At 67.3% G+C, this 17,727-nt stretch carries 18 protein-coding genes; 6 read left to right on the top strand and 12 right to left on the bottom strand.

Annotated features, from left to right (window positions below; all coding sequences use genetic code 11):
- The first annotated feature begins 26 nt into the window (after positions 1-26).
- The gene (locus AC5Y5V_RS02135; RefSeq protein WP_499930934.1) at positions 27-629 is read left to right on the top strand and encodes a TetR family transcriptional regulator; all 603 of its coding nucleotides are present in this window, start codon (positions 27-29) and stop codon (positions 627-629) included.
- Here the strand turns inward: AC5Y5V_RS02135 and AC5Y5V_RS02140 are convergent.
- Positions 616-1,188, bottom strand: coding sequence for a TetR/AcrR family transcriptional regulator (locus tag AC5Y5V_RS02140; protein WP_499930935.1), 573 nt, complete (start codon positions 1,186-1,188; stop codon positions 616-618). The two genes, AC5Y5V_RS02135 and AC5Y5V_RS02140, sit on opposite strands and share 14 nt — an antisense overlap.
- Before the next feature lie 161 nt (positions 1,189-1,349).
- Here AC5Y5V_RS02140 and AC5Y5V_RS02145 point away from each other — a divergent pair, with 161 nt between their 5' ends.
- From AC5Y5V_RS02145 to AC5Y5V_RS02160, 4 genes are all read left to right on the top strand, one after another.
- A complete protein-coding gene (locus AC5Y5V_RS02145) occupies positions 1,350-3,575 on the top strand; it encodes an acyl-CoA dehydrogenase family protein (RefSeq protein ID WP_499930936.1) in 2,226 nt (741 codons plus the stop codon).
- A gap of 50 nt (positions 3,576-3,625) precedes the next feature.
- Positions 3,626-3,781: a hypothetical protein gene (locus tag AC5Y5V_RS02150; protein ID WP_499930937.1), complete on the top strand. Its 156-nt coding sequence runs from the start codon at positions 3,626-3,628 to the stop codon at positions 3,779-3,781.
- A 122-nt stretch (positions 3,782-3,903) separates the two neighbouring features.
- On the top strand, positions 3,904-5,112 hold the full coding sequence (locus tag AC5Y5V_RS02155) for a thiolase family protein (protein WP_499930938.1): 1,209 nt from the start codon (positions 3,904-3,906) through the stop codon (positions 5,110-5,112).
- A 2-nt stretch (positions 5,113-5,114) separates the two neighbouring features.
- Positions 5,115-5,525, top strand: a complete 411-nt coding sequence (locus tag AC5Y5V_RS02160; RefSeq protein ID WP_499930939.1) for a Zn-ribbon domain-containing OB-fold protein — start codon at positions 5,115-5,117, stop codon at positions 5,523-5,525.
- Between the two features lie 25 nt (positions 5,526-5,550).
- Here the strand turns inward: AC5Y5V_RS02160 and AC5Y5V_RS02165 are convergent, their stop codons facing one another.
- The 6 genes from AC5Y5V_RS02165 to AC5Y5V_RS02190 all read right to left on the bottom strand — a co-directional run bounded on the left by AC5Y5V_RS02165 (position 5,551) and on the right by AC5Y5V_RS02190 (position 12,713).
- Positions 5,551-7,008: an aldehyde dehydrogenase family protein gene (locus AC5Y5V_RS02165; protein WP_499930940.1), complete on the bottom strand. Its 1,458-nt coding sequence runs from the start codon at positions 7,006-7,008 to the stop codon at positions 5,551-5,553.
- Positions 7,009-7,110: 102 nt separating this feature from the next.
- Positions 7,111-8,424, bottom strand: coding sequence for a phytoene desaturase family protein (locus AC5Y5V_RS02170; protein ID WP_499930941.1), 1,314 nt, complete (start codon positions 8,422-8,424; stop codon positions 7,111-7,113).
- Positions 8,425-8,440: 16 nt separating this feature from the next.
- Positions 8,441-9,598, bottom strand: coding sequence for an acyl-CoA dehydrogenase family protein (locus AC5Y5V_RS02175; RefSeq protein WP_499930942.1), 1,158 nt, complete (start codon positions 9,596-9,598; stop codon positions 8,441-8,443).
- Between the two features lie 3 nt (positions 9,599-9,601).
- Positions 9,602-10,807, bottom strand: coding sequence for an enoyl-CoA hydratase-related protein (locus AC5Y5V_RS02180; RefSeq protein WP_499930943.1), 1,206 nt, complete (start codon positions 10,805-10,807; stop codon positions 9,602-9,604).
- Positions 10,808-10,936: 129 nt separating this feature from the next.
- Positions 10,937-11,914 carry a LacI family DNA-binding transcriptional regulator gene (locus AC5Y5V_RS02185; RefSeq protein WP_499930944.1) on the bottom strand — a complete coding sequence of 326 codons (978 nt, stop codon included), beginning with the start codon at positions 11,912-11,914 and terminating at the stop codon, positions 10,937-10,939.
- A gap of 157 nt (positions 11,915-12,071) precedes the next feature.
- Positions 12,072-12,713: a TetR/AcrR family transcriptional regulator gene (locus AC5Y5V_RS02190; protein ID WP_499930945.1), complete on the bottom strand. Its 642-nt coding sequence runs from the start codon at positions 12,711-12,713 to the stop codon at positions 12,072-12,074.
- 129 nt (positions 12,714-12,842) lie between these two features.
- Here AC5Y5V_RS02190 and AC5Y5V_RS02195 point away from each other — a divergent pair, with 129 nt between their 5' ends.
- Positions 12,843-13,274: a nuclear transport factor 2 family protein gene (locus AC5Y5V_RS02195; RefSeq protein ID WP_499930946.1), complete on the top strand. Its 432-nt coding sequence runs from the start codon at positions 12,843-12,845 to the stop codon at positions 13,272-13,274.
- Positions 13,275-13,298: 24 nt separating this feature from the next.
- On the opposite strand, the gene AC5Y5V_RS02200 is transcribed toward AC5Y5V_RS02195, so the two are convergent.
- From AC5Y5V_RS02200 to AC5Y5V_RS02220, 5 genes are read right to left on the bottom strand one after another with little or no spacing between them, the layout of a single operon-like run.
- On the bottom strand, positions 13,299-14,258 hold the full coding sequence (locus AC5Y5V_RS02200; protein WP_499930947.1) for a hypothetical protein: 960 nt from the start codon (positions 14,256-14,258) through the stop codon (positions 13,299-13,301).
- Positions 14,258-15,310 carry a vWA domain-containing protein gene (locus AC5Y5V_RS02205; protein WP_499930948.1) on the bottom strand — a complete coding sequence of 351 codons (1,053 nt, stop codon included), beginning with the start codon at positions 15,308-15,310 and terminating at the stop codon, positions 14,258-14,260. Before AC5Y5V_RS02205 ends, AC5Y5V_RS02200 begins: the two co-directional genes overlap by 1 nt.
- Positions 15,307-16,401 carry a hypothetical protein gene (locus AC5Y5V_RS02210; RefSeq protein ID WP_499930949.1) on the bottom strand — a complete coding sequence of 365 codons (1,095 nt, stop codon included), beginning with the start codon at positions 16,399-16,401 and terminating at the stop codon, positions 15,307-15,309. Before AC5Y5V_RS02210 ends, AC5Y5V_RS02205 begins: the two co-directional genes overlap by 4 nt.
- Positions 16,392-16,865 carry a hypothetical protein gene (locus AC5Y5V_RS02215; protein WP_499930950.1) on the bottom strand — a complete coding sequence of 158 codons (474 nt, stop codon included), beginning with the start codon at positions 16,863-16,865 and terminating at the stop codon, positions 16,392-16,394. The genes AC5Y5V_RS02210 and AC5Y5V_RS02215 overlap by 10 nt, the downstream gene beginning before the upstream one ends.
- Positions 16,855-17,727, bottom strand: a complete 873-nt coding sequence (locus AC5Y5V_RS02220) for a DUF58 domain-containing protein (RefSeq protein WP_499930951.1) — start codon at positions 17,725-17,727, stop codon at positions 16,855-16,857. Before AC5Y5V_RS02220 ends, AC5Y5V_RS02215 begins: the two co-directional genes overlap by 11 nt.

The following is a 17,727-nucleotide window of genomic DNA, read 5'->3' on the forward strand; positions in this document are numbered from 1 at the left end:
GTGGGTCATCGTCTTATAATGGGACTATGTCTCATCCGATGGCAAGCCCCGCGGGCGAATCGCCGGCCGAGCGGCGGCGCGCGGCAACCCGACAGCGCATCGCGGCGGCGGCCGCGCGACTGGTCGCCGAGGTGGGGCTGGCGGGGGCCACGGTGGAGCGCATCGCGGCGGCGGCCGATATCGGCCGGGCCACCTTCTTCCGGTACTTCAACTCCAAGGAAGACGCCGTTGCCGAGGGGGTGAACGTGCAGTGGCTCGAGCGCATCACGGGGGCGCTGGCCAATCAACCGGCGGACCTTTCGGCCGTCGAGGCCGTCGCCGGCGCCTTCGGCGAACTGGCCGACGGATTTACCGAGATCGAGGACCAGGTGCGCGAATTAGCCACGCTCACTCGATCATCCGAGACGCTCGATGCCTGGACGCTGCACATCTACGTGCGGTACGAGGCGACGATCGCCGAGCTGATCGCGCCGCGGATGCGGGGGTTGGTCCCACAGGATCCGCGGCCGCGGCTGATCGGCGCGTTGGCCATGGCCGCGGTTCGGATCGCCCTGGACGACTGGCTGGTCCACGGCGGCGCCTTGCCCGACCGGGTGCGTCAGGGTCTGGCGGCGATCACGATCGGCTGACCGCGGCGACGATGAGCCGCGTGGTCAACTCGGCGCGCCGCGGCGAATACTGTTGCGCGTCAGAAAGAATCGGATAGACCACCCCGCCGACGATCGCGTCCGCCGCGGACTCGGCGGTCGCCGCGTCGATGCCGTCGGCGACCAGGCGGGTGCGGACGCTGTCGTGCAGCGGCTCGCTGAATCCGGCGCGCAGTCTGACGGCGGTGTCGGGATGCTCCATGCCGGCGGCGGTCAGGGTTCGCAGCATCGCCGAACCGCGGGGCGTGGTCAGCGTGGTCGCCAGCTTGCCGACCCATTCCGCGAGGTCCGCGCCCAGGTCGTCGGTGTGGTTCATCGTGGCCAGGATCCTGTCGGCGTCCTCGAGCACCACGTCGGCGACGAGCGCGGGACGGCTGTGCCACCAGCGGTAGATCGTCTGCTTCCCGACCCCGGCCCGGGCGGCGACCGCCTCGATGGTCAACCCGTCGAAGCCACGCTCGAGCAACAGCTCACGCGTGGCGGCCACGATCGCCGTCCGCGATTTCTCGCTGCGCCGCCGCGGCGTGAGATCGGTTGGCATTCGGTGGTCCTGTCCGGCTTTGCAGATCTTGAGGCGCCCCGGTAACCTGCTGCAAGACGAGACGGTTCGTCTTGTAAGACGAGAGGATAGCAGCCGGTGCGGCCGAAGCCGACCCTTTTTCCCGCGGGTTTCACCGCCGCGCCCGCGGGGCGGCGGGCGCCGTGAGCCTGGGTCTGACCGCGGAGCAGCAGGAGCTCGGCGCCGCCGTCGGGCAGTTCGCCGCCCGTCACGCTCCAGTCGCCGCGACGCGGGACAGCTTCGACGCGCTCGCCGCGGGCGTCTTGCCGGCGTGGTGGGATGCGCTGGTCGCGAACGGCTTTCATGCAGTCCACCTACCTGAGCGGGTCGGCGGCCAGGGTGGGCGGCTGATCGACGCCGCGTGCGTGCTGGAATCGGCGGCCAAGGCGCTGCTGCCGGGGCCGTTGCTCCCGACGGTCGCCGCGGGAGCGGTCGCGCTGCTCGCCGACCCGACGCCGTCGGCCGACTCGCTGCTGCGCCGCCTCGCGGAGGGTGTTCCCGCCGCGATCATCCTGTCCGACAACGGCGAATTCACCGCCCGTCGGGATGGCGAGCGGTGGCTGGTCTCCGGTGCCTCCGACGTCACCGAGGGCGTCCGGTCGGCCCGCGTCATCGTGGTGGCGGCGCGCGATCCGGACGGCCACGTCGTCTGGATCCCGGTTGATACCGAAAAGGACACGGCCGCAATCGAAGCCGTAGCCGGCACCGACATCGTCACCGACGTCGGACGACTGCGCCTGACCGAACATCCCGAGGCCGAGTCCGGCGTCCTCACCGGTATCGACCCCGATCGGGCCGAAGCCGTCGTGGTGGGTCTGGTGGCCGGTACGACGGCCGGCATCACGCAGTGGTGTGTCGAAGCGGTCACGGCGCACCTGCGCATCCGGGAGCAGTTCGGCAAGGTGATCGGCACCTTCCAGGCACTACAGCACAACGCGGCGATGCTGCTGATCAGCAGCGAACTGGCCACGGCGGCGGCCTGGGACGCGGTGCGGGCCGTTGACGAATCGCTCGATCAGCACCGAATCGCCTCCGCGGGCGCGGCGGTGATCGCGATCTCGCCGGTGCCGGACCTCGTGCTGGATGCGCTCACGATGTTCGGCGCCATCGGCTTCACGTGGGAACACGACGTGCACCTGTATTGGCGGCGAGCCATCAGCCTGGCGGCGTCGATCGGGCCGGCAAACCGCTGGGCGCGCCGGTTGGGCCGGCTGACGAGCGCTGTGCAGCGCGACATGTCGGTGAATCTGGGAGAAGCGGATTCGGACTTCCGGGCGTTGGTCGCGGAGACCCTGGACGCGGCGCTGAAGCTGACCAACGACCAGCCCGGACGGCAGGGCGACTACGAAGACTTCAAGACCGGGCCGCAGCGCACGCTCCTCGCCGAGGCGGGCTTGATCGCGCCGCACTGGGCCCCGCCCTGGGGCATCGACGCGGGCCCGTTGCGGCAGCTCATCATCGACGACGAGTTCGCCAAGCGACCCGACCTGGTCCGGCCGTCGCTGGGCATCGCGGAGTGGATCCTGCCCTCGATGATCCGCGCCGCGTCGACGGATCTGCAGGAGAAGCTGATACCGCCGACGCAGCGGGGCGAGATCGCGTGGTGCCAATTGTTCAGCGAGCCCGGCGCGGGCTCCGATCTCGCGGCGCTGGCGACCCGCGCGACGAAGGTCGACGGCGGCTGGAAGATCAACGGGCACAAGATCTGGACCTCGGTCGCGCACCGCGCCGACTTCGGCGCGCTGTTGGCCCGCACCGACCCGGCAGCCAGCAAGCACCGCGGCATCGGCTACTTCATCCTCGACATGCGATCGCCGGGCATCGAGATCCAGCCGATCAAGACCGCCACCGGAGAGGCGCATTTCAACGAGGTATTCCTCACCGACGTGTTCATCCCCGACGAGATGCTGCTCGGTGACGCCGTCGACGGCTGGAACCTGGCGATCGCCACCATGGCCGAAGAGCGTTCGACGATCAGCGGTTACGTCAAGTTCGACCGGGCCGCCGCTCTGCGACGACTCGCCTCGCAGGCGGGACCGGACCGCGAGGATGCCCTGCTCGCCCTCGGTGAACTCGACGCCTACACCAACGCGATCAGGGCGTTGGGGGTGCGGGAGACCATCCGCCTGCTCGATGGACAGCCGTCCGGGGCCACGTCCAGCATCGCCAAGGTGGCGATGAATGTCTTGCTGCGGCGCACATTCGAGGCGACGCTGCAATTGACGGGGCGGCTGGCGATGGTCGCCGATTCCGAACCCGCCATCGTAGAGCCCTATCTGCACCTACCCGCCGAATTGATCGGCGGCGGAACCCGGGAGATCCAGTTGAACATCATCGCCCAGATGATTCTGGGTCTCCCGCGCAAGTAGGGCCACGATCGGGATCCCATTGAGAGCCACTTTCGTCGTAACCTCTGAGTATGGAGTCCAATCCACGTGACGAAAAGCTCGAGGACACTGTCGACAGGCTCGAGGAGAGTGTGGCCGAAGAACGCCGGGCGCAGGGCGTGCCGGGCAACGAGACTGAGCGAGAACAGGTTCAGGAGACGGAAGCGGAGCAGGAGCCGCCGGACTGATCTGGTCTGCTCGGGAGACTGCAAGCGGGCCCCCGTGACCGGGGGCGCGTTGGGTGTCAGCTTGGGAACGATGGCCGAGAACGACAGTGGGCCGAGACGAGTTCAGGAGACGAGGACACGACATGGGATTACGCGGAGAAGCCGCGATCGTCGGCTACGTGGAGCTGCCGCCGGAGCGGCTCAACAAGGCCTCACCCGCGCCGTTCGTTCTCGAGCAATGGGCCGAACTCGCCGCCACGGCGCTCGATGATGCGGGGCTGCCCGGCGACGTCGTCGACGGCGTCGTGGCGTCGCACCTTGCCGAGTCGCAGATCTTCGTCCCCTCGACCATCGCCGAATACCTGGGGATGCCAGCGCGATTCGCGGAGCTGGTGGACCTCGGGGGAGCCAGTGCCGCGGCCATGGTGTGGCGCGCCGCCGCCGCGGTCGAACTCGGCATCTGCGACGCCGTCCTGTGCGCCCTCCCAGCCCGCTACATCACGCCGTCGTCCAAGAAGAAGCCGCGGCCGCTGGTCGACGCGATGTTCTTCGGATCGTCGAGCAATCAATACGGTTCTCCGCAGGCTGAGTTCGAGATCCCCTACGGCAACCTCGGCCAGAACGGCCCGTACGGGCAAGTGGCGCAACGATATGCGGCGATCTACGGCTACGACGAACGGGCCATGGCCAAGATCGTTGTCGACCAGCGGGTCAACGCCAACCACACCGAAGGCGCGATCTGGAAGGACAAGCCGCTCACCGTCGAGGACGTGCTGGCCAGCCCCGTGATCGCCGATCCGCTGCACATGCTGGAGATCGTCATGCCCTGCGTGGGCGGCGCCGCCGTCGTCGTCGCCAATGCCGACCTCGCCCGCCGGGCCCGGAACCGGCCGGTGTGGATCAGGGGATTTGGCGAACACGTGCCGTTCAAGACCCCGACCTACGCGAACGACCTGTTGCACACGCCGATCGCGGAGGCCGCCGAAACCGCCTTTGCCATGACGGATTTGACGCGCGACCAGATGGATATGGTGTCGATCTACGACTGCTACACCATCACCGTGCTGCTGTCGCTGGAGGACGCCGGCTTCTGCGAAAAGGGCAAGGGAATGGAATTCGTGGCCGACCACGACCTCACCTTCCGCGGCGACTTCCCGCTCAACACGGCCGGCGGCCAACTGGGCTTCGGGCAAGCGGGGCTGGCGGGTGGAATGCACCACGTCTGCGACGCCGCCCGACAGATCATGGGACGCGCGGCCGCGGCACAGGTTCCGGACTGCAACCGCGCGTTCGTGTCCGGCAACGGCGGAATCCTGTCCGAGCAGACCACGCTGATCCTGCAAGGGGACTGACGATGAATTTCGAACGGCCGATGCCCGTCAAAACGCCTACCAGCGCTCCATTTTGGGATGCGCTGGCCGAGCACCGTATCGTCATCCAGTACTCTCCGTCCACGCAGTCCTACGTGTTCTACCCGCGGGTGCGCGCGCCCCGGACGCTGGCCAATGATCTGGAATGGCGTGAGATCTCCGGCCTCGGCACGTTGTATTCCTTCACCGTGGCCCGCCGACCGGTCAGCCCGCACTTCGCCGACGCCGTTCCGCAGCTCCTCGCGATCGTCGAATGGGACGAGGGGCCAAGGTTTTCCACCGAGATGGTCAACGTCGACCCGGCTGACCTGAAGATCGGTATGCGGGTGCGGCCGGTCTTCGTCGACTATCCGGAGCACGACGTCACGATGCTGCGCTACGAGCCCGCCGACTAGAGGCTCGGCGTTTGCGGGCGCCCGATTACATCTGCGCCCAGACGATTTTCGTCTGCAGATAGGTCTCGATGCCGGCCTTGCCGGACTCGTAGCCCCAACCGGACTGCTTGTAGCCGCCGAACGGCATGGAGTGGTCGAACTGCATCTGGCAGTTCAGTCCCACCGTTCCGGCCTTGAGCCGCTTGGCCAGTCGGTGTGCGCGGCCGAGGTTCGACGTCCAGGCCGTCGCGGCCAGGCCGTAGGTGCTGTCGTTGGCCAGGGCGATCGCTTCGTCGTCGTCGTCGAACGGCAGGATCGTGACCACCGGTCCGAAGATCTCCTCCTGGAACAGCCGGCTGGTCGCGGGGTCGACGTTGGTAACCACGGTGGGGTGGACGAAGTAGCCCTTGCGGTCCAGTCGGTGTCCGCCGGTGACCAATTCGTTGCCGTCGGACTTGCCCTGGTCGATGTAGCCCAGCACGCGGTTGAGCTGCTTCTGGCTGATCAGTGGGCCGACCATGGCGCCCTCGTCCTGCGGGCCGCCGAGCAGCATGTTGTTGGCCATGTTGGCGATGCCTTCGACGACCTGCTCGTAGACGCCGCGCTGGGCGAAGATGCGCGATCCGCACACGCAGGCCTGCCCGGAGTGGATGAAGGTGCCGAACGACGCCATCGGGATGGCCATGTTGAGGTCGGCGTCGTCGTAGATCAGCACCGGCGACTTGCCGCCGAGTTCCAGCGTGACCTTGTTGAGGTTGCTGTCCGCCGCCGCGTGCACGATCGCCCGGCCGACCTCCGTCGAACCGGTGAACGCGACCTTTTCGACGTCGGGGTGTGCGGTGATGGCCGCGCCCGCGGTGTGGCCGTAGCCGTTCACCAAGTTGACGACGCCGTCGGGCACCCCGGCCTCGGCCAGGATCCGGTCCAGCACCAGGGCCGAAAGTGGGGTCTCCTCAGCCGGTTTGACGACGCTGCTGCAGCCCGCGGCCAGCGACGGCGCGAGCTTGGCGCAGAAGTTGAACACCGGCCCGTTCCACGGGAAGATCAGTCCCACCACGCCGTAGGGCTCCCGCAACGTGTAGGTGTGCATGTGCGAGTCGATGCCGGTGAGGCCGCCGGTGTTCACGTCGCGGGCGATGCCGTCGATCTTGGTGCACCAGCCCGCGTAGTAGCGGAACCACTCGGATCCGACCTTGGTGATGATCTGCGCCTGGGCCGGCGGGATGCCCGCATTGAGCGACTCCAGCTCGGCCAGGATCTCCGAGTTCTCGTCGATCAGGTCGGCGACCCGCCACAGCACCTTGGCCCGGTCGTAGTCGGCCATGCCGGACCACACGCCTGACTCGGCGGTCTCCTTCGCCCGCGCCACCGCGTCATTGATGGCTTCGGGGCCGCAGTCGGTGAACTCGGTGATCTGCTCCTCGGTGGCGGGATCGATGATCGGAATCACGTCACCGGTGCCTGGGCGGTCGCGAATCTCATCCAGCACAGCCCGCACCGTCATGGGCACTCCTCCTCGAGCAGCCGACTCGTCAATCCCGTAGGTTATGCGCTTAACCAACTGATGTCCAGTCTGGGTGCCGCGAGCGCCGGAGGGCAGAAACCGCTAGGCCCGCGTGGCGGGCCGGTGCGCCGCCGCGATCTTGTCGGCCACGAGTTGGGCGGTTTCGGCGCACGCGGTGGTGCCGCCGTTGGCGTATTCCTTGACGGCGTCGCCGACGTTCCACAAACCCGCAATCGGTGTGTCGTGGGGCAGGTCAAACCCGGCGACCGCCCGCTGCGGCGGCCAATCACCCTTGGTGACGGCAATATTCACGATGGTGGCGCGCTCGTCGAAGCGGTCGATCGCCTCGCGCAGATCCTGCAGCAGCAACTGGGTTTCGGCCGCTTCGTCGAATTCACCGAGCGACGGCCTGGGCACCGCGGTGCCCACATAGAGGTGCCAGCCGGGCGGTGCCATCTCGGGACACAGGTCGGTGAAGTTGGCGATGTAGGCCAGTCGCCGCGATTTGGCGAAACTCAACATTCCCGGCACGTCCACCAGCCTGTCCCGGCTCGCGAAGTTGACCGAGATCATCGCGGTGGGCCGGTCGCCGTTCTTCACCAAATCCTGGTAGTCGGCCGGGACATGTTCCTCGCCGAGCAGCTTGATCGTGGCGGCCGGACCGACGTCGCTTACCACCACGGGCGCCGTCACGGTGACCACCGCGCCGTCGCGCAGCACCTGCGCGCCCGCGACGACGCCGTCGTCGGAAATGATCTTGACGGCCGGCGTGGACAGCCACACCTGGCCCCCGTGGGTCTCGATGGCGCGGGCCAGACCTCGCCACAAGCCGATGGTGCCTTCGGGATGGAAGCCGAACCGCTTGAACGCGCTCTTACGGGTGAAGTAGGTCAGGAACACCCGGGCCGGCAGGTCCTCGGATCCCACGGCGAAGATCGAGGCGCACATGTTGCGGAAGATCCCGTGCACGCCTTCGTTCTTCGTGTACCGCGAGACCCATTCCGCGGTGGAGATCTCGTCTTCGGGTAAGCCCGAGTCGCTGCGGGCGGCGCCGATCCCCTGCAACAGCTTCGCGCCCTGACGGGTGAGCTTGCTCAACAAGAATCCCCAGCCTCCGCCGGTGACGTCGACGTCCTTGCCGCCGATCCGGTAGAGCAGCGGCGGTTTGGGCTCGCGAATGTCGAACGGCGCGCCGACCTCCTCGCAGGTCTGCTGGGTGATGCCACCGATCTCGATGACGATGGCGCCGTTGTTGATCTTGAAGCCGTCGATCTCGTCGGTGGAGGCGCGTCCGCCGACCTTGTCGAGACGCTCCACCACCAGCGTGCGGTAGCCGAGACGCGCCAGCCGCGCGGCGGTGAACAGGCCGCCGGCGCCGGCGCCGATGACGACGACATCGAAATCCCTTGCGGTCATGGACGCTTCCTCCGAATCAGTACGAGCGGGGCAGCCCGAGCGATGACTGGGCGATGAAGTTCAGCACCATCTCTCGGCTGACGGGAGCGGTGCGCATCAGGCGCGTGACGAACCACAACTCGGACAGTCCGTATTCGTGCGACAGCCCGTTGCCGCCATGCGTCTGGATCGCCTGGTCGAGCGCCTTGAGCGCCGCCTCCGAGGCGGCGAACTTCGCGACATTGGCTGCCTCGGCGGCGGATTCGCCCGCGTCGAAGAGTTCGGCGCTGCGCGCGGTGGCCAGCCTGCCCAGCTCCACGCCGATGTGGGCCTCTGCGAGGGGGTGCGCGATTCCCTGGTGCGCACCGATCGGTGTCGACCACACCCGCCGCTGCGTGGCGTACTCGCAGGCCTTGTCGATGGCGTAGCGTCCGATCCCACCGCACAAGGCGCCCACCAGGATTCGTTCCGGATTCAGGCCGTCGAACACCTGGCGCAGTCCGTTGCCCGCGACGCCGATCAGCGCGTCCTCACCGACCTCGACGTCGTCGAGAAACACGGTGAACTGCCGGTCCGGTGACACGATCGACGTCTCGATCTGCTGGAAGGACAGTCCGCGACTGTCCGTCGGAACAACGAAGAGCGAAAGCGCGCTCCTATCGGCCGTCGAGTGGTCGGCGTCTCGCGTGACCAGCAGGATCGCGTCGGCCTGATCCACCGCGGAGATGTAGTACTTCGAACCGGTGATCGTCCATCCGTTCGCGGTGCGCCGTGCGGTCGTCTTCACGTTGTGGCTGTTGGAGCCCGCGTCCGGTTCGGTGATGCCGAAGGCCATGATCGAGGATCCGTCGGCGATAACCGGCAGCCAGCGTTGCTTCATCTCCGCGGACGCGTGGTGGGCGAGGATGCTGCCGCAGATCGCCGGGGAGATCACCCAGACCAGCAACGGCATTCCGTGCGCGGCGAGCTCCTCGACGACGATGACCGCTTCCGCCATTCCGCCCCCGCCGCCGCCGTATTCGTCGGGTAGGTGCAACCCCAGCAGGCCCGCGGCCGAAAGATCGCGCCACAGCTCCCGCGTATCACCGCCGGACCGCCCGCGTTCGGTGAAGTACTGCGCACCGTAACGGGCGGCAATGCCGGCCACGCTCTCTCGAATGGCTCTGTGTTCCAACGAGTCCGCAATGAGTCCCATGTCCTACTTTCCGATGAAGTCGGTGCGGCGCCGGGCCGTGAAATCGTGGATGGCGTTGGCCGCGTCGGCCGTGTCGCCGGTATGCCGAAGCGCGTCGGTCTCGGCGCGCAATTGGGTCGACAGGTCGTTGCACCACGAATCGCGAAGCAACGCACGCATGTGCGCGAAGCCGCGGGTGGGGCCACCGGCGAGTTCTCTCGCGAGAGTCTCAGCGCGGGAGCGTAGTTCGGTGGCCGGAACGATCTCGTTGATCAGTCCCCATTCCAATGCCTCGGCGGCATCGATCGGCCGATTGCGCAAGTATGCCGCGGCGGCCCGACGCGGTCCGATCAGCCTGGGCAGATGCCATGTACCGCCGCCGTCGCCCGAAAGTCCCAGTGCGGCAAACGCCGTCACGAATGTGGCGTCCTCGGCGGCGATGACCAGGTCCGCCGCGTACACGTAACCGAGTCCACCGCCGGCGACGGCTCCGTGGGCGGCGGTGACGATCGGTGCATCGATGCGACTCAGCACCCGAAATGCCTCGTGGAAGGGCGTGGTCATCTGCGCGAACAGCGCGCCGAACCGCTCGTCAGAACGGGAAAGGAAGTGGTCGATGTCGCCGCCGACGGTCAGCGCGGGCCCGTTGCCGCAAATCAGCACCGCCCGAACGGAATTGTCGTCGGCGATGCGGCGGGCCACGGTGAGCGTATCCTCACTCATCCGCATGTCGATCGCGTTGCGAACGTCCGGCCGATTCAGGCAGACCCTCGCCACCCCGTCGGTCACCGAATAGTCGATGGTGCGCAAATCCGCATCGTCACCGAGTGCCTGCACCCAGGCGGCGCTGTCGGTCAGCTGATGCAGTCCGGAAATCCGCCCGTCCCCGGCGAACGCGATGACGTGGATGAACGCCGCATTCAACGGTCGGCCCGAGTTGCGGCCCCGGCCCCGGTAATGTCCGGCCACGAAGAGTCGGCCGTCGTCCAGCAGGCGGAACTCATCGGGCTGCGCGTGCACCTCGTAGTGACGCCCGATGGTCCACCAGAGGTTCCGCTGCATGGCCTCGGGCCCGTCGTGGCGTCCACCCATGTCCAGCGGTAGGCCCTCGGTGGCGTGACCGACGAAATCCGGTTCCAGCAGCGCTGACAACGCCGCGCGGTCCCCGGCGGCCAGCGCGTGGTAGAGCTGTTCGGCAGTCGCCACCTTGGCATCGTTGGAGACGCTCACCCCGAGGGCTCCTTTCGCGGGCTTCCCGTTCGGTGGCCCGCCGTGACAGCGACGATGCTAACATCATTTTCTATTTCACGTTAAATTCTAACCCTGCCGAGGATCGCCAGTGCCGGTTAAACGCGGTGCTTACGTCGAGGATCGGACGATGAGTCGGGCGATGTCGGTGAGGTCCGGAGACGGTGGCGGCGGGTATCCCAACCGGTCGTAGATGGCGGCGATCGCGGCGTCGGCGACCGCATGCGGATTGAATTCCACTGTGGTCAGCGGTGGTGTGCTGACCACTCCCATGGGGCTGGCGTCGACGCCCATCACGGCCAGATCGCTTGGGCAGTCCAGCCGCGCCTGGTGCATCCCGTACAGCAGGAGACAGGCGATCTCGTCGCTTTGTGCGCACACCGCCGTCACCCCGGCACGCACCCAGCCGGTCACCACGTCCGCCGCGTTGTCGACGGCGACCTCGGCGACGCGCACCTCGGCAAGTTCGCGGGACTGCGCAGCGCGCGAAATGCCCTCGAACCAGTAGTCGCCCAGCGCACGCCATTTCGCGATCCCGGTATAGGCAAAGGCGATCTCCCGGTGACCACGAGAGACGAGATGTTCGACCCGCATCTCGCCGACGGCCAGGTGCGGATCCTTCAATGCGGGCAGCGTGCCGATCTCGATGTAGGGGATGTCGGCTTTTTGCACCGCGGCCAGGGCGGCCGCGCTGAGGGGGAACAGGCTGGTGACCGCGACCGGGTCGAGGTTTTCGATCGCGTCGACGACATGCTGGTCGTCCTCGGTTTCGAAGATCTGCACCTGCAGCAGGCCCAGCCGCGCCAGTTCGGTGGTCATCCGGCTGCCGGCCTGCATCGGCATCTCGCCGACCGCCACGTGCGGCACCACGTACAGCACCACACCGCTCTTGCCGCGGGCGAGATTGCGTGCAGCAAGGTTGGGCCGATAACCCAGCAGCTTCGCGGCGCGGTAGACCGCGTCCCGGGTCTGCGCCGAGATTCTGTGACCCTCTGCGTTATTCAGCACATAACTGACCGTTGCGGTCGACACGCTGGCCAGGCGGGCAACGTCGGCGGTGGTGGGCCGGACGGCCTTGTTTGTCGTCAACTCACCCCCGCTTTCCCGGCCTGGTCATGCCTCATCGTGGCATGGTTCCCGCAATCCTGCGCTCAATGCGCCGCACGTCGACCGGGCCGGTCGCGTACACGGCGTCGAGCAGGATTCGTTCGATGTAGTCGCCCGGCGCCGACGATGAGCACCGGGTTCATCGCGATGCCCGCTGTCCGGGCGGTCGCAGGAGTCCGCGAACGGCCGCCTCGAGGCCCCCACGAACCTGGACGAGGTCGATGTCGCCTCCGGCGATCAGGTGCTGGAGCGCCAGGCCGCGCAACTGGCCCAGCAGCAGCACCGCGAACGTGCCGGCATCGAGAGTGCCGTCGACCTCGCCGCGCGCCTGGCCGCGTTCGACGACCGTCCGTACCGCGTCCCGGAACGTCGCGTCGGATGCGGTCATCCGCGCCCGCAGGTCGTCGTCGGCGACCGCGGCGGCCCACAGCACCAGGAACGCGCGATGGATGGGGGGGAGGTCTTCGAGCAACCCGATGAAGATCGACGACGTGGTGACCAGTTCGTCGACGCTGGCGCCCAGGTCTCGCACGGGCGCGGTGGCGGCGACGAACTCCTGCTCGACCTGGCTGATCAGCTCCTCGATGAGCGCCGCCTTGGTGCCGAAGTGGTGGTTGGCGATGCCCCGGCTGTAGCCCGCGCGCTCGCCCACCTGAGCCAAAGTGAGTGCGGCCAAGCCACCTTCGGCGATGAGTTCCGCTGCCGCCTGCAGCAGTCGGTCGCGAGCCGCGGCGCGGCGCTGCGCCTGGGTGCGTCTCGGCCGAGTCGCGGTGTCGCCCATGGTAGATAGTGTTGCATCTAAACATGCTTGACAGCAAGCAAGTAAGTGGTAATTTGTCTGGCGTGAGTCTTTCGGCCAGATCGCGCAGATCGGCTACGTGGTGAGCGACATCGAACGAGAGGCACCCCAATGACCGACCCGGATCGGCGAGCGCGCCGCGAGGCTGTCGTGATCGAGCACATGCAGAGTGAGAACGTGCAGGAGTGGGACCGCACCATGGCGACGTTCGCCCACGCCCGCTACGAGCTGCCCGACGGAACGGTGATCGACGGCGCCGACGACGTGATGCAGTACTGGCTCGAAGGTCGCTCCTTGGTGCCCGATCAGCGCAACGAGTTGATCGAACTCACCCACCTCGACGACGGCCAGGTGCAGATCGAGTTCTGGTTGCGCGGCACGCCTACCGGCGGCGGTCCGTTCGAGGTGCGGTTGTGGGCGGTGTTCGGCTTCAACGACGACGATCTGATGACCGCCGAGCGTGTCTACGCCACCCGGCCGACCGCCGACCAGATTGCCGGCCGGGTCACCACCACCGGCCAGCCCGCGGAGCCCGTGCGCTAAACCACGGCTGAGCGGGATTGCCGGCTATGCGTGCGAGCCTTGGGTCGTGGGGTGACCGCTGGATCCGGTGGAGTCGGCGTCACCGAGCGTGTTCTGCAGTTGGTCGAGCGGATCGCCGGTGCCGAGCCGGTGAGCGGGGGCTGGGCCGTCGCCGGACACGGGGATCCGGTCAGGGCTGACGTCGTTGATCGGCCCCGGACGGTCGGGGCCGCCGCCACCGGGCCCTATGACGGGTCCTTTGCTGGGGCTGGGCGGCGGGGGCGGCGGGGTGGGCGAGGAGGTCGCCCCCGGAGGCGGTGGCGGTGGCAGCGCCGTCGGGCTGAGCGAGGTGGGCGGCGGTTGCGGGTTGGCGGTCTGCGGCGGCCCCGGCGACGCAGGTGGCAGGTGCAGCGCTTTGATCTTTTCGGCCAGGCGCGTCGCGGTGTCCTGGCGGATCCGGCGTCGGTCCGGGTTGGGGTCGGTGTTGTCGGCGAAGCAGCGCGGCGGGGCGCTGGTGACCAGTTGCAGTGCGGCTCTGTAGCGTTGCTCGGCGGCTGGTATGTCGCCTTTTGCCGCGGCCAGATCACCTTTGGTTTCGCGGACTAACTCCAGGTTGACCCGCACCGGGCACGATCCGGCGGCGTCCGCGCGTGCCAGGGCGGCGTCGAATTCGCGTTCGGCTGTGTCGAGGTTGCCTTCCAGGACAGCAAGGTCGCCGGCGATGAACGGCACTTGGCCGGGCTCGATGATGTTCAAGCGCCGCAGGGTGGCGACGTCGTCCCGCAGCGCGTCGATGTCGTGGCGTGCGAAGTCGGAGACGGCGGCGTTGCCGGCCAGCATGGCGGAGGTGATCTTGACGATCGCGATCAGTCCGAGCACTGCGGCGGGCAGGGAGTACACGACGAGCCGGCGGCGAAGCCGCAGCCGCGTGGGTCCGCGCTGCCACCACCACTCCACTCGCTGGCGGGCGCGGCGGACAGCGTTGCGTGGGTCGCGTCGCAGCATCACAGCCGCACCTGTCGCGGCGGGCGGTTACGGCGGAATTCCCTCAGCGTCCAGTAGGTCTCGGCGAGGACCAAGGCGCCGGCCAGGCCAGTGAACAGCCAATACAGTTCGGTGCGTTCGAGGGTCAGCGATGCGATCACCGGCGAGTGGGAGCCGGGGACGGTCAAGTCGACGGCAGGTACTACGGGTGTGATGGGGCTGTTGTCGCGATGAAAGTACGCCACACCCAGTTCGGCCGCGATGGCTTTCAGTGCGTCCTCGTTCAGCCCGGAGATGGCGGCGCGGTTGGTTTGTTGGTCCCACTCGTAGACCAGATTGCCGTTGACGAAGCCCTCGGGGATGGGGCCGCCGGCCGGGGTGCCGTAGCCGAGAACGGCGCCGCCGGCGACAGATCCGTGCGGAAGGTCGAAGCCGTCCTGAGCCGCGCGGGATCCGCCGGCGCCTTCTCCGAAATAGAACACCAGGTTCTTGGAGTCCGGGTATTGCTGGGCGGCCTCGGCCAGTTTGGTCCGCAGCAGAGTGCCCGCGGCGCCCACATTGACCTCGAACATCGCGTTGGGCGCCGATTCGGTATAGGCGGACAAACCTTTCACCAAGGGCTTGAGGCTCCACACGTCGTCGGAGAGCGGCCACTCCATGCTTGCCTTGGACGCAAACGAGATCACCGCAAACCTGGCCCGCGGATATTGGTCGATAAGCGCAGCGATGTCGCTGCGGATGCCGGACATGCGTGACTTGCCGTCGGTGTGGTCCTCCACGCGCCCGTCCACCGAGCGGTCGACGACGAAGAACACGTTGGCGTTGGCCGAACCGGGAACCGATTTGTTGGCCGCCCGTCCATGAGGGTCCTCATGGGCAAATCCGGGGCGGGCAGCGGCCAGCACCAGCAGCAGCCCGGCCGCGGTGAGAGCGCCCCATCGCAGTACCACTCTTCGGTAACGTCCGGTGCCGGTGCGCACCAAGACCCGGTACAAGGCGGCCATCCGGATCCCGATCAACACGACCGCGACCGTCACCAGCAGTGCTGGGGCAACGATGGGTTGGAAGGTCATCGGCGCAGCACCGCCAGTGAGACGAACAACGCGCCAACAAAGACCAGCGAATACAGCAGCGGCGCATTGGGGTAGTCCCAGGACCGGCGGGTAACGACGGTGCCGCTGGGCAGCACCACGTTGGGCTGATTGGCGCGAATCTTGTCCAGCAACGCAGCCAGTGTCGGATCGGTGCTCGAGGCGTTGGCCGACGCGGTGCCCGCCGGGTTGTACACGCTGTAGCGGCCTCCGGTGGCGGCGGCAATCGCGGCCAGCGCCTGGTTGGACGACTCGGGGGATTTGACCACATCGGCGCGGTTGATGATGTTGATCTGGATGCCGGCCTGAGTGGCCATGTCTTTGACCCGCTGATCAGAAAACAGCGACGGTCGCATTTCGGTAGGTGCTCGAAAGTTGCTGTAGCCCAGATAAATCAACGAGCGCCGCCGCGTGCTTTTGTCCTCGAAGGACGGAAATCCGGTGAGGCATAAGGCCAGGATGTCCTGCACGCTGCGCGCGTAGTCGACGTAGGTGACTTCGCGGGAAAAGTCGTTGATGCCCGCGCGCAGCTCCTGGGCCTGGGGCCCCGGCAGTTGTTTGTCGGTGTCGAGTTGGTGCTGCAGGGTAGCCATGTCGGCGTAGCGGCTGAACTGCGAGCCCGCATAAGCGTAGTCGCGGGTCAACGGCAGCACCCGCAGCGTGGGTGAGGTCAGGCCGATACGTTGCGTATCAAAAGTTTTGACTTGTTGGTCGAAGTAGTTCAGGTAGCCCGCGGTGGTGGGGTCGGTGACCGGCTGACCGACACACACCATGATGTCTTCGGGGTGGACGGCCTCGAAATTGCGGCTGGCCGAGGAGAAGCCGACCGGGCGTGACGTTGTCAGCAGCGCCGCGGCGAAGACCGCCACCAGCAGCGCCAGCGTGATCAGCATCGACCAGAATTGGATACGCGCCACGCGGGCGTATTCAGGCATCTCGGTGAGGCGTTCGACGTGGGCCAACGGCCGCAAGACCTTAGTTAACTTTGCCGTGGGCGCCAGAATCCCCGTTGCTACCACCGCCGTCAGGGCGATAAGCCCGACGATGAAGACAGCCGCCCATCTCAGGTCCATGTCCGGATCACCTCCGCCGTTGCGTGGGCGACGCGGTCGATGTCGACGGGTTCGGTGCGGAATTGCGCATCGCCCAGTGCGGCGAACACCGCTGCAGCCGGCGCGAGTTGGTCGTGGACGCTGATGTCGCCGATGTGCATGTATTGCACTCGCGCGCCGGTGGCCAGCTGCAGGAAGCTGCGCAGCGTGTGGCTCATCGCCGCCGCGGTCTGGGCGCCGGAGAGTTGGCCGGCCCGGTAGAGGCCGGTGATGGCGGTGATGGTGCGGGTGAAGCGTCGGCGCAGCAGCCGCGCGTGCACGTCGCGGATCACGGGGATGCCGCGCAGCCGCGCGGCCGGCAGCGTCCACAGGTACACCGCGGCGTAGTAGCCGACGATCGCCGCGACGCACAATGCGGCGACAACCCACCACCATCCGGAGAATCCGATGGGTCCACCCAGGTAACGCAACAGATCACCCGGCATGGGCGACCGCCTCGGTCAACGCGACGATCCTGGCGCGTATCTCGCTGCTCGAGCCGATACGGCCGATGCCGATCCCCCGGGTGGTCATGAAGTCCTCGAGTGCGGCGACGCGGGCCGCCTCACGGCGACGGTAAGCGTCGATGATGCGCGGCCCCAGGGTGGCGCCGTTGAGAACGTAGGCACCCGTGGCGACGTCGTAGCCGTCGCGCTCTCCCTCCGCGGAGCCGACGGCGGGCATATCGGAAATCATTGCCCACAGCAGGTTGTGACGTCCGGACAGCTGCTGTAGCGCTGCGCCGAGGCGGCCGTCGAGGTTGGGTTCGTCCGAGATCACGATGACCAGCATCCGGCGCCGGTAGTTAGCGGCAACATAATTCAGTTGGGTGATGATGTCGCTGGTGCCCGGCCGGGCGAAGGTGTGGGTGTAGAAGCGGTGCAGCAAATTTTCGATGTGGGTTTCCCCGCGGCGCGCGCGAATGTTGGCGCTGCCCCCCGAATCCCCGTAGACCAGACCGACTTCATCGGAGCGACCCAGTGCGATCAATCCGATGGCGCCCATCACGTGCATGGCGATGTCGCGCTTGATCTCTCCGCCGGGCGCCAGCGCCGACATGTTGCGTCCGGCATCGGCGATCAGGAGGATCTTGTGGTGCTTCTCGGAGACGTAGCGTTTGATCAGTACCGATCCCGTGCGCGCCGAGGCCTTCCAGTCGATGTCGCGGATGTCGTCACCCGCCACGTAGGGGCGCAGGTCGTCGAATTCCAGGCTGCGGGTGTGCAACAGCGCATACCGGCCCCCTTCCAGCAAGCCGCGCGTATCCGTGCCGAAATACGACTTGGCCCGGTTCAGCAGCACTCCCAT

The sequence above is a fragment of the Mycobacterium sp. NGS68 genome, from assembly GCF_059812195.1.

Excerpts from the sequence above, each read along its gene's own strand:
- AC5Y5V_RS02220 (WP_499930951.1), bottom strand. The coding sequence starts at position 17,727 with ATGGGAGTGCTGCTGAACCGGGCCAAGTCGTATTTCGGCACGGATACG.
- AC5Y5V_RS02205 (WP_499930948.1), bottom strand. The coding sequence starts at position 15,310 with ATGACCTTCCAACCCATCGTTGCCCCAGCACTGCTGGTGACGGTCGCG.
- AC5Y5V_RS02160 (WP_499930939.1), top strand. The coding sequence starts at position 5,115 with ATGAATTTCGAACGGCCGATGCCCGTCAAAACGCCTACCAGCGCTCCA.
- AC5Y5V_RS02190 (WP_499930945.1), bottom strand. The coding sequence starts at position 12,713 with ATGGGCGACACCGCGACTCGGCCGAGACGCACCCAGGCGCAGCGCCGC.
- AC5Y5V_RS02150 (WP_499930937.1), top strand. The coding sequence starts at position 3,626 with ATGGAGTCCAATCCACGTGACGAAAAGCTCGAGGACACTGTCGACAGG.
- AC5Y5V_RS02155 (WP_499930938.1), top strand. The coding sequence starts at position 3,904 with ATGGGATTACGCGGAGAAGCCGCGATCGTCGGCTACGTGGAGCTGCCG.
- AC5Y5V_RS02135 (WP_499930934.1), top strand. The coding sequence starts at position 27 with ATGTCTCATCCGATGGCAAGCCCCGCGGGCGAATCGCCGGCCGAGCGG.
- AC5Y5V_RS02175 (WP_499930942.1), bottom strand. The coding sequence starts at position 9,598 with ATGGGACTCATTGCGGACTCGTTGGAACACAGAGCCATTCGAGAGAGC.
- AC5Y5V_RS02195 (WP_499930946.1), top strand. The coding sequence starts at position 12,843 with ATGACCGACCCGGATCGGCGAGCGCGCCGCGAGGCTGTCGTGATCGAG.
- AC5Y5V_RS02165 (WP_499930940.1), bottom strand. The coding sequence starts at position 7,008 with ATGACGGTGCGGGCTGTGCTGGATGAGATTCGCGACCGCCCAGGCACC.
- AC5Y5V_RS02215 (WP_499930950.1), bottom strand. The coding sequence starts at position 16,865 with ATGCCGGGTGATCTGTTGCGTTACCTGGGTGGACCCATCGGATTCTCC.
- AC5Y5V_RS02210 (WP_499930949.1), bottom strand. The coding sequence starts at position 16,401 with ATGGACCTGAGATGGGCGGCTGTCTTCATCGTCGGGCTTATCGCCCTG.
- AC5Y5V_RS02140 (WP_499930935.1), bottom strand. The coding sequence starts at position 1,188 with ATGCCAACCGATCTCACGCCGCGGCGGCGCAGCGAGAAATCGCGGACG.
- AC5Y5V_RS02170 (WP_499930941.1), bottom strand. The coding sequence starts at position 8,424 with ATGACCGCAAGGGATTTCGATGTCGTCGTCATCGGCGCCGGCGCCGGC.
- AC5Y5V_RS02200 (WP_499930947.1), bottom strand. The coding sequence starts at position 14,258 with ATGCTGCGACGCGACCCACGCAACGCTGTCCGCCGCGCCCGCCAGCGA.